Raw genomic sequence first — 9,512 nt, 5'->3', positions numbered from 1 at the left:
ATCTCTCACGTCTCATATCGTAGCTTCTATCGTATATCTCGCCAATCTCCATATGTCATATCGATATCTATCATTGATAACCCGCTCCGTTTCATATCTCATAGATATTTCATTCATAGATATATCGACTATCTCCAGAATTCATAGGTGCGTCTATTGAATCCATGTCGCCCGTCTTGCAAGTTCATAGATAGCTCCTTATGTAATTTGTCGAGTTATCATAGATATCAAATCTCACTCGATCATTTATAACTCGCTCGCCCTCAAGTCTCATAGGTCGTCGTATCTCATAATCTATGTCATAGTTCATTTATCACTCGCTCGCCATGAAGTGTCATAGGTAGACACTTACCGAGTCTATCTGAGCTATCTTGGAGGTGAACAAGATGCCAATCTATGCGTTTACCGGCCATCGGCCGGGACGGTTAGGAGGGTATAAAGACAATCCCATCCGGCGTTCTGTCATTCAATTCCTGCGACAAATGATTCATCGCGTTGTCTACAAGTACAAAACCGTTGGCTTCGTCACCGGAGGTGCATTAGGCGTCGATACCTGGGCTGCCGATTTAGTCCTCGAAGCGAAGAGGAGGGCAGAGGGGCACGGAAAGTACAACATCCATCTGGTGCTTTGTCTTCCGTCAACGGATCACGGGAGGAATTGGAGGGAGGAGGACCGGAGAAAACTCCATGCACACATGCAATCTGCGGATTTCGTGAACTTTGTCACACAGGGGCCATATGACGGCCCCGAGTGCTTGATGCGGAGGAACCGGTACATGGTGGATCGATCCGATGGGCTCATTGCCGTATGGGATGGGACGCCAAGCGGGACAGGGATGATCGTTTCCTATGCGAAGGAACGAGGTGTGCCGGTGATTGCATTTCATCCTAACGAAAAGCGGATCTTTGTTCCTTGATCGATTGGATCATGATTCTGACAATCTTTTTCCTGCGCCTTTCGGCGCCTTTTGGGGAATTACCCACGGCAACCCAAGCTCCTGGTTCTCTAGGGGCTTTTTTGTTTTGCACACCGCCTATGAGAAAGCTCAAGGGGAGGGGAGAGGCATGTCCAATAAGCTGGTGTGGGACCGGCTCAAGGTTGAGATGTGGATCGCGGGATCGGTCGGCTCGGATGGGGCAGGAGGGTGGGCTGCACACCTTCACTCCTATCTCCTAGGTCGCCATGTGACAAAGACACTGGCTGGCTATGCGTTAGAGACCACACAGACCCGTATGGCGCTGAAGGCTGTCGTGGAAGGGGTGAAGACCCTTCGGAACCAGTGCTTTTTGACCATCTATACGACGCAACCGCAGGTCAGTACGGGCATCAATAAGTACCTCCATGAATGGGCACGCAATGACTTCAAGCGGAGGGATGGGGAGGACCTTCATAACCGTGACCTATGGATGCAACTCTATGAGTTGCTGGCGGGGCCAGAACACAGAGTGTTGAACTACAAGGTCATGTACCAGAAGGATTCTCCGATTCCTGACAACAACATCCTCGTCGCTCATACTGCCTCTGAGTATGCTCAACGAGCGAAACGTCGTCTCCTCGAAGTGAGCTATGCGTAGCCTCTTTGTTGCGGTTATCACCGCATTTAGGGGAAAGCCGACAGGGCAGGGGGTTGATACAAACCGGTGTTTTGGGTGCTGTCGTTCATCTTGCTCGTCATTACAGGTCAACTCGAATATCTGCCCTTTTGGCTTATGATTCTCGCCCTCTGGGCGCTTGCAAAGAAAGTCCATTAACCCTTCAAAGGAGTGGTTTTGCATGTTCAATCGGATTGCGGAGATCATCAAGGCCAACACCAAGGTCGAAGTGAAGGCACAGACGCCAAACGGAGCCTATCCGGTCATCGTCACCGATGCCTCGGAGTCCATTACAAAGGGCTGGAGCCTGACGTACTATCCGCGTCTGTACACGCAGGGCAACCCGCGCCTGTATGACGGCAAGGAGACGTTCAGCGCCCTTCGGATTGCGAACTTCACTCCCGTGTATAACGAGGTGCTGTCGCTGGATCAGCGATTCCGGGCCGGCGATGGAGTCCAGCAGAGTCAACGCGGTGCCTATGCGGTGTATGAGTATCCGGGTGTGGCGCGGTTTAGCGTTCGTCAGAACCAGAACAGTGTCAGCGTGAACATGGTCATTACGGACGAACGCAGTCCGTTCTACATGCTGATGATCAACTTCAAGGTCACGGATTCCAAGTCAGCTCCGGGTCAGCGTCACTTGATTGGTTCGGATGCGCAGTGGGATGCAAACACCGATACGTTTGTGGAGCATAATGCTCAGTTTGCCCCCTCCAAGGCGCGTTTCCTCCGCATCCACCAGGAGAGCCGGGAGGACCAGCCGAAGATTCGTGCGTTGGTGACTGGCATGAGTGAGCAAGGCGCGCTCATCTCCACGGAAAACGCGGAGATTGTATACCTACAGCCCATCTCCAGTAAGTATGCGGCGATGGCATATATCGTGGAGCAAGAGATTCTGGAACACGCGTTGGCGGAAGCTCTCAAACAGCTACAAGCGCAGGCTGTCCAACCGCCGGCCCAAGCGAATACACAGCCTCAGAGTCAGCCGTCACCGCTGTTTGCCGGTATGGTTCCCAATGGAACCGGGAACAATCCATTTGCTGCGGCGTCTTCCGGCCAAGGCCAACCCAATGCTTCGTTTGGTGCGCCCCAGACCCCGTCCTCGCAAGCGACAACTTGGGGCGCACTGAACAAGCCGGCTTGGGGTACACTCGTCGGAACAAAGTGAGAGGGCAGGGGAGCGTTCATGCTCCCCGTCTTTTTCTAAAAACCGAGGCCCTTCCGGACCGACATCCACTCGATTTTTAGAAAAAGGCCGCGAAAACCGGTGAAATCCAAGGCTTGATACTGCGGGCATTCCCATTGTGCTATAATGCAAAGTAGGAGTCTTGTTATTCGAGCGAGAAGGGAGGTCTGCACATGATCCAGGTACGAATGCAATTTGGGAACCTCTACATGAAGATTCTTGATTCCCAAGAGACGTTTGATTTTACCCTCGAGAAGATCCGCACCATTCCAGGCCGGAGTTTCAACTTGAAAACGGGGGAATGGATGTGTGGCCGCGAACAGGTCTCACGTCTACTTGTGCTGTTCCCAAATCAGATCATTTGGATGACGCCGCTTCGCGAAATTGTTGAGGCGGAGGGCCTCCCGATTGAAGATGAATTGGTTCAGAGACATCTCCAGTGGGAGCAGGACACGGATTTTCCGTCGTTCAAGGTCCCACTGTATCCATATCAAAAAGTCGGTGCCAACTTCCTGGTCGACCGAGGTTGTGCTGCCACATTTGACGGCTGTGGCCTAGGTAAAACCCCGCAGCTCATTGGTGCCTGTATGCGCCTTTTTGAGCGTGGGAAGGCCCGTCGGGCATTGATTGTGACCCTGAATTCCCTCAAGCGTCAGTGGGCGCGAGAGATTGACAAGTTTACCGGAGAGGACGCCATCGTCGTGGCCGGCACGCCGGCGCAGCGCATTGGCGCCATTGAGAAATTCGAGAACAGCGATGTCCGTTTCTTGATCGTCAACTATGAAACCTTTCGGACCAAGGACTATCTGGAGCGGATCAAGAAACTACCGCTTGACATTGTGGCTCTCGATGAGGCCCAAAAGATCAAGACCGGTGTGACCGACAAGATGTTGCGGCTCAAGCCGTCCCAAAATGCGGCGGCGGTGCATCAGCTTCGTCATATCCCATATCGCTTTCTCGCTACGGCAACCCCGGTTGTGGGCAAGGCCGAGGAGATTTGGAGTCTGTTCTACTTTCTGGATGAGAACATTCTGGGGCCGTGGGAGCGCTTCCGTGAGCGTTACTGCAAGTATCATCCACGGTACGGGATCAATGGGTATCAGAACATGGGTGAGTTGCATTACCGGATTGCGCCGCATTTCATCCGGCGGACGAAGGACATGCCGGAGATTCAGCAACAGCTTCCGGAGGTGCAGCATAGCCACCTGTTCCTTGACATGACGCCGAAACAGGCACAAGTTCATGATGCGATCCTGGAGAAAATCGCAGAGGCGAGGGAGGAGTCCAGCAAACTCCGCTCGTCCGGAAAGTCGTTTCAGTTCCTGCATGGTCAGCTGGTCTCGACCGAGGAAGCGCTGGATGCCATCGACGCGCGCGTCCAGGGGTATTACAACTTCCTTGTGGGTGCGTGTGATACCCTTGAGCTATTTCACATGTCGGGCTCCACGATGGCCGACCAGATCGTCAAAGAACTGGCCATTACAGATAAGGACTTTAAGTCTCCAAAGATTGAGCAGCTCAAGGAATTCTATAAGAGCATGACCTATGATGAACCTGAATCCAAGGTCGTGATCTTTACGCGGTTTGCTCGCATGGCCGAAATCATTCATCGCGAGCTTCCCAACAGTGTCTTGTATCACGGTCAGCTACCGACCTCTGAGAAGGAGGAAGCGGTTCGTCGCTTTGTCGAGGATCCAAGCGTCAAGGCGTTCGTGGCCACCGATGCGGCCTCTACTGGCTTGAATCTGCAGGTCGCGAACTATATGGTCATGATCGATTTGCCTTGGGATCACACGCTCCTTGAACAACGAATTGGTCGAATTGACCGTACCGGAAACCGTGCCAAGAACATTACGATCTATTACTACGTGATGAGCAATTCGTTTGATGAGCAGATCCTAGAGATTATCCAGCGCAAGGCGGAGCTGGCCGATCAGATTCTTGAGAGTGGCAAGGCTGCGAGAAAGGTGGATGTCACGAAACTTGCAGTCGAGTGGATGCTCAAAAACCGAGAGCGACGGCAAGCGGCTGGCTGAGCCGCCTTTGGCCCGGGTCACTTCGTGATCTGGGCTTTTTCTTTCCCGTAGTTGATCTTCCTTGTAATCCTTTTCATACTTGAAGTGCATTACATGGGGAAACATAGGGTAGATGGTGTATTCAGCCGTTGAAGAACAAGGGGGGGGAGGAGGAGTATGAGCGCCGTGCCAAGGATCTACACCGATAAGTTCAAGCAGCTTCTCCTTACAACGGCGTCATTGCCAGAGTCGGAGGTTCGCCAGACCGAGGTTCAGTTCCCGCTTTTTGACCTGATTCACAATCGGGATCGTGTCACCCTTGAGGAGTTGAAACAGATCGACCTGCAGAGCATTGACTTTGCCATGGATTCGATGGCGTATTGTCCGACAGCTGAGGCCGACAATCTGGAGGATGCCCAAGGTCATCCCGTCTATGAGTGGATTCGTATGAAGGATTTGATCTATGGCTTTTCCATGTTGCCAGCCGCCAAGCGGTCTGTCACATTCTTTTAGGGGAGAGTGGTTCGATGCTCCCGGACTATGAAACCGTCGTCCATTATCTGGCGTGTCTTGACCGGCTTCGCATGATGAAGCTCATGCAAATGAACGGGTATCCGCTCGAGGAAAAGTTGCTCGTCTTTGATGAAGGGTATGACCCCTATTGCGATACCACCAACATGTTTCTGGATATGTTGAAGGTGATTACGGGTGACCGAGTTTCCGTGGAGGATCCACAAGCCACGGATTATGACAGCATTCCCGGAGAGAATTTGCTCTTTCGTCTCGTCTTTCATGACATGGAGAACTTCTGGCTGTTCGATTGGGAAGTCGAGCGGTACCAGGACCTTCGACGCAGCATTGCGGCCTGTTTTGGAGAAACGTATGACGGCTATTGGCTGTATGCTGGTTGGCTGGATGAAGAATCCCCAATTCTTTGTGTGAGTGCGGAAGGCTGGAATATCATGAGTTCAGCCCTTGAGGAATTCATCTCGTCGTGGAGGGAATGGGATGAGTTCTTTCAGAAACGTAAAAGCCGTGTATCTCCGGTTCCGGAAGAGGTGTACGAACAGTTATGGCTGCCGTTGTAATCACGTTGGATGATGAGCACTTGCCCCTGATTGAGTTTGATGACGACGGGGTCAAGCGCTCGTTTCATATCACCACCGATCGCTTGTTGCACTATATTGAACTCTCGTCCATTGAGCCTTCGGAATCATCCGCCCAGCAATATGAGCTCGTTGCTGCGTCACCGACCCTGCCGCCCGGGACGGTCAAATACGCCAAGATGGGGGATGAGTCGGAGTGGGTCTTTTTGACCTGGGAAGGCGGACAGTTTGACGTCGTGTACCACACGGATACCTTTCACCAAGTGCCCTATCCCAAAATGGTTTTTGCTTTCCGGGTGAAAGGGGAGCGCCTGGTCCATGCGGCTGTGTGCTGTTATACCGACCAGTTCCTGAAAGACGATTCACCAGTCTATCAGTTTCCCTATTCAAACGTCCACCACGGAGGGATGCTTTGTTACTTTGACAACGAGAAAGTCAAGTCTCTGACTCAGCTACAGACGTTTCCATATCGGTGGGTACAAACCCCGAATAATGACCACCTCTACATTCAAGGACGGTCGAATCAGACCGGTTGGCCCCTGCGCCAAGTTTTTGATACCTTTCAGGGAGGTGAGTTTGACAATGACATTTTGACACCGCTGAACCTCACCTTCTCCGAATGGGCCGAGAAAACCATTCGGCGGTGATCAAGAATATGAGGTGAATCCTGTGCTTCGATTTCTGTGTCTCATTGCCCTGATTTTGCTGGTGCTCTACATTGCCTTTCATGTGTTGATGTTCCTTGCACCCATCGTGATTTTTGCTCTCGTGGTGTACATCGGATGGAAAATCATCGGCTCGATGATTCGAAAATTCTATGATTCCTTGGACTGAGAGGAGAGAGGACCCATGGCAGATTTGGAACTGGAACGTGAGGATCAGGTGACCACGAACGAGGAATTGAATCGATACCAACCAGAAGCGGCCGCTCCGCAACCAGAGGACGACGAACCGGTAACCAACCTCTTTGGTGAGATTGAGGAGCCAGAAACATCGAAGCCGCAGAAACGGTCGTCGAAGAATACCACAGTCAAGAAGACCGTCACCAAGACGCCTGAGAAGGTTGGCACAGACTATATGGTGTACTATGCCGGCTATCAGATCCCCGTGCCGCGGGATGAGATGACGGTGGAAGAAGTCCGGCAGATGCTCGAGGCGGATTATCCTGAGCTGTCAAAAGAGCGCACCGAGATGCTGGTTGATGCCGAGAAGAAACAGATCGTTCCGGTCGTTAAGGGAGCCAAGAAAGGTTGAATCTATGAAGTGTGTCGGTATCTAGACACGGCATTGAGTCGACAGGATCAACTGCTTCTGCCGCGCTTTGCCGCGATACTTTCCACATAACGGGAGGGAGGATATGTTTCATCCCGTGCTTCGGGTCTGGCCACGTCATCGGACGCCCCACCATTTTCATTTTGACATCGTGCAGGTAGGTGCGGGTGGAAATGGCGGATACCTGACCCAGAGACTGGCCAAGATGTTGTATGCTTTCCATGCCGCAGGTACATTGGACAGCTTTCGCTATTGCATCGTCGACGGAGACCGGTTCGAATCCAAGAACCTTCTCCGTCAGCCTTGCATCGCGGAGGACCTTGGACTCCCCAAGTCTAAGGTCCTCGCGGAGCGTTATGGTACCGTCTACGACATCCCGGTGTTCTATAAGGAGTCGTATGTGGAGACGCCTGAGGACGTTGAATCGTGTTTTGGTGTCTTTCCAGCATACCGGCGTCTCATTCGGATTCTCATTGGCTGTGTGGACAATCATGCCTCTCGCCAAGTGATGCATGCTTGGTTTGAAGGATCCAAAGGTACGGTGGTCTACATCGATACCGGTGTCGAGGCTGTGTTGACCGAAGGCAGCGAGGAAGAGATTGCAGAAAGCGGGTATGGTGGACATGTCGTCTGTGGTGTCAAAATCCATGGGAAGACCGTTCTAGGGCCTGTCGGTGAGGTGTATCCGGATATCCTTGAGGATAAGGATTCCCGGCTTCCGACGCAGTCCTGTGGCCAAACGGTGGTGGACGCGCCACAGCGCATGCAGACCAATGAAATGGCTGCGCTCATCGCTGCCTCGTATCTCAATACGATTCTCTCTAGTGGGGAAGTCGTCTCTCACTATACGAACTTCAATGCCCGAACGGCACTTTCCCGCCCCGTGTATCTCCCCGAGGATGTGATCCAGGAATCCACTCGGGTGTTGCATTGACGGCTATCGCCGGTTTTGCGGTTGTATTGTAATGCCTTTCACCGAGTGTTATGATTATCCCATCATGGACTTTTTATGCCCAAAGGAGGGATAGTCATGGGCGACCTGTACATTGTCACGTATTCATGCGGTTCTCTGGGCGACATGTATGTGGCGACCGACGAAGACACGGCTCGTCAAAAGGCCATCGAGCTTCGTTGGCGGCACAAAGGCCAGATTGATGGCTATGTAGCCATTGACCATGTCACACTGTCTAGTGGACAGAACGGCGCGGTTCAGACGGAGCGTATTGCTCGCATGGCCTGTGAGTTCAACAACTGGCAGCAGTTCTAAAGGAGGGATGATGCATGGCTGACGTATTTGTCGTCACGTTGCTGCGAAGCGGGTCGGTCGACAATGTGATTGTCTATGACGATCAGAACAAAGCCATCGCCGAAGTCGATCGTCAGCACCAGTATTATCACATGTACGCAGACCCGAATGACTACATCACCTTGGATCAGGTGACGGTCAACGCAGGGGATAGCGATCCGACCCCGAAATCGACACGGCTCGTTTCCCGGCCTCTGGCTGCCCCGATTCGGGACGAAGCCGAAACTCAGGTCCGACAAGTCCCCATGATGTAGCAACCCCAGGTTTGAAACGAAGGCTCTGTCCTTTTGGGATAGAGCTTTTGTGTTCTTGTAATACATTGCATAGACCTGTGGAAACGTATATAATGAAGGGGAAAGGTCTTAAAAACTGGAGGTTTGATGTGGAAAAGCGAAGACAGATGGCGTATTGGCTTGGCGTTTGCCTGCTCATTGCGTCTGCCATCGCCCAACACATCACTTTCAGCTCTCAACTTCGCACGCTTCGTCATGAATACGATTCGCAAGGTGTTCAGATGAAGCAGCTTCAGCGTAAGGAAAATGCACTCCAAGATGACAACCAACGTCTCTCAGAGAAGGATCATCAACTCTCTGAGCAAAACCAGCATCTCTCTCAAGAGAACCAACAGCTCTCTCAAGAGAATGCCAAGCTGAAGCAAGAACTTGACCAGACGACGAAAAAGCTGCAACAGCTTGAGTCCCTATCCACCGCCCATCCATGGCTGCCCTTTAAGGCCACGTATTACGACGCCTATGAGCAGTCCACGGGCAAGCGGCCGGGAGACCCTGGCTTTGGCGTGACGGCTTCGGGCCGGCACGTACAAGCTGGGGTCACGATCGCTGTGGATCCCAAGGTCATTCCCCTTGGGAGTGTCGTGGAACTGAAGTTTCCCGATGGTCATACGGAGGTGCGAAGGGCTGACGATGTAGGCGGCGCGATCAAGGGGCGCCATATCGACATCTATGTGCCCCTGGCAAACCGAAGCTATGGCGTAACGAAAGTCATGCTCAGGATCCTCAAATCCGGGCACTGAC

General features: G+C 52.4%; 13 protein-coding genes. All 13 read left to right on the top strand.

Annotation, left to right across the window (positions count from 1 at the left end; genetic code table 11):
* Positions 1-386 precede the first annotated feature (386 nt).
* The 13 genes from ASH01S_RS04205 to ASH01S_RS04150 all read left to right on the top strand — a co-directional run bounded on the left by ASH01S_RS04205 (position 387) and on the right by ASH01S_RS04150 (position 9,511).
* Positions 387-917: an SLOG family protein gene (locus ASH01S_RS04205; RefSeq protein ID WP_067923995.1), complete on the top strand. Its 531-nt coding sequence runs from the start codon at positions 387-389 to the stop codon at positions 915-917.
* A 148-nt stretch (positions 918-1,065) separates the two neighbouring features.
* The gene (locus ASH01S_RS04200; protein WP_067923993.1) at positions 1,066-1,575 is read left to right on the top strand and encodes an RNase H family protein; all 510 of its coding nucleotides are present in this window, start codon (positions 1,066-1,068) and stop codon (positions 1,573-1,575) included.
* A gap of 199 nt (positions 1,576-1,774) precedes the next feature.
* Positions 1,775-2,761, top strand: coding sequence for a hypothetical protein (locus ASH01S_RS04195; protein ID WP_067923990.1), 987 nt, complete (start codon positions 1,775-1,777; stop codon positions 2,759-2,761).
* 191 nt (positions 2,762-2,952) lie between these two features.
* On the top strand, positions 2,953-4,815 hold the full coding sequence (locus ASH01S_RS04190) for a DEAD/DEAH box helicase (protein ID WP_067923987.1): 1,863 nt from the start codon (positions 2,953-2,955) through the stop codon (positions 4,813-4,815).
* Positions 4,816-4,980: 165 nt separating this feature from the next.
* The gene (locus tag ASH01S_RS04185) at positions 4,981-5,307 is read left to right on the top strand and encodes a hypothetical protein (RefSeq protein ID WP_157066984.1); all 327 of its coding nucleotides are present in this window, start codon (positions 4,981-4,983) and stop codon (positions 5,305-5,307) included.
* A gap of 14 nt (positions 5,308-5,321) precedes the next feature.
* Complete coding sequence (locus ASH01S_RS04180; protein ID WP_067923981.1) at positions 5,322-5,882, top strand: hypothetical protein; 561 nt, start codon at positions 5,322-5,324, stop codon at positions 5,880-5,882.
* Entirely contained in the window at positions 5,867-6,547 is a 681-nt protein-coding gene (locus ASH01S_RS04175; RefSeq protein ID WP_067923978.1) for a hypothetical protein, read from the top strand. The genes ASH01S_RS04180 and ASH01S_RS04175 overlap by 16 nt, the downstream gene beginning before the upstream one ends.
* 22 nt (positions 6,548-6,569) lie before the next feature.
* Positions 6,570-6,734 (top strand): hypothetical protein, encoded by a 165-nt coding sequence (locus tag ASH01S_RS18360; protein ID WP_157066983.1) that lies wholly within the window; start codon positions 6,570-6,572, stop codon positions 6,732-6,734.
* A 15-nt stretch (positions 6,735-6,749) separates the two neighbouring features.
* Positions 6,750-7,154: a hypothetical protein gene (locus tag ASH01S_RS04170; RefSeq protein WP_067923975.1), complete on the top strand. Its 405-nt coding sequence runs from the start codon at positions 6,750-6,752 to the stop codon at positions 7,152-7,154.
* 103 nt (positions 7,155-7,257) lie between these two features.
* The gene (locus ASH01S_RS04165; protein ID WP_067923972.1) at positions 7,258-8,106 is read left to right on the top strand and encodes a ThiF family adenylyltransferase; all 849 of its coding nucleotides are present in this window, start codon (positions 7,258-7,260) and stop codon (positions 8,104-8,106) included.
* Positions 8,107-8,202: 96 nt separating this feature from the next.
* Complete coding sequence (locus tag ASH01S_RS04160) at positions 8,203-8,439, top strand: hypothetical protein (RefSeq protein WP_067923970.1); 237 nt, start codon at positions 8,203-8,205, stop codon at positions 8,437-8,439.
* Positions 8,440-8,453: 14 nt separating this feature from the next.
* Positions 8,454-8,732: a hypothetical protein gene (locus tag ASH01S_RS04155; protein ID WP_067923964.1), complete on the top strand. Its 279-nt coding sequence runs from the start codon at positions 8,454-8,456 to the stop codon at positions 8,730-8,732.
* 128 nt (positions 8,733-8,860) lie between these two features.
* Positions 8,861-9,511, top strand: coding sequence for a 3D domain-containing protein (locus ASH01S_RS04150; protein ID WP_067923960.1), 651 nt, complete (start codon positions 8,861-8,863; stop codon positions 9,509-9,511).
* Position 9,512: the final 1 nt, after the last annotated feature.

The organism is Alicyclobacillus shizuokensis NBRC 103103, assembly GCF_001552255.1.
GTDB lineage: Bacteria > Bacillota > Bacilli > Alicyclobacillales > Alicyclobacillaceae > Alicyclobacillus_G > Alicyclobacillus_G shizuokensis.
The sequence above is the reverse complement of the archived record's forward strand: the minus strand, read 5'-3'. Positions and strand labels throughout refer to the sequence as shown.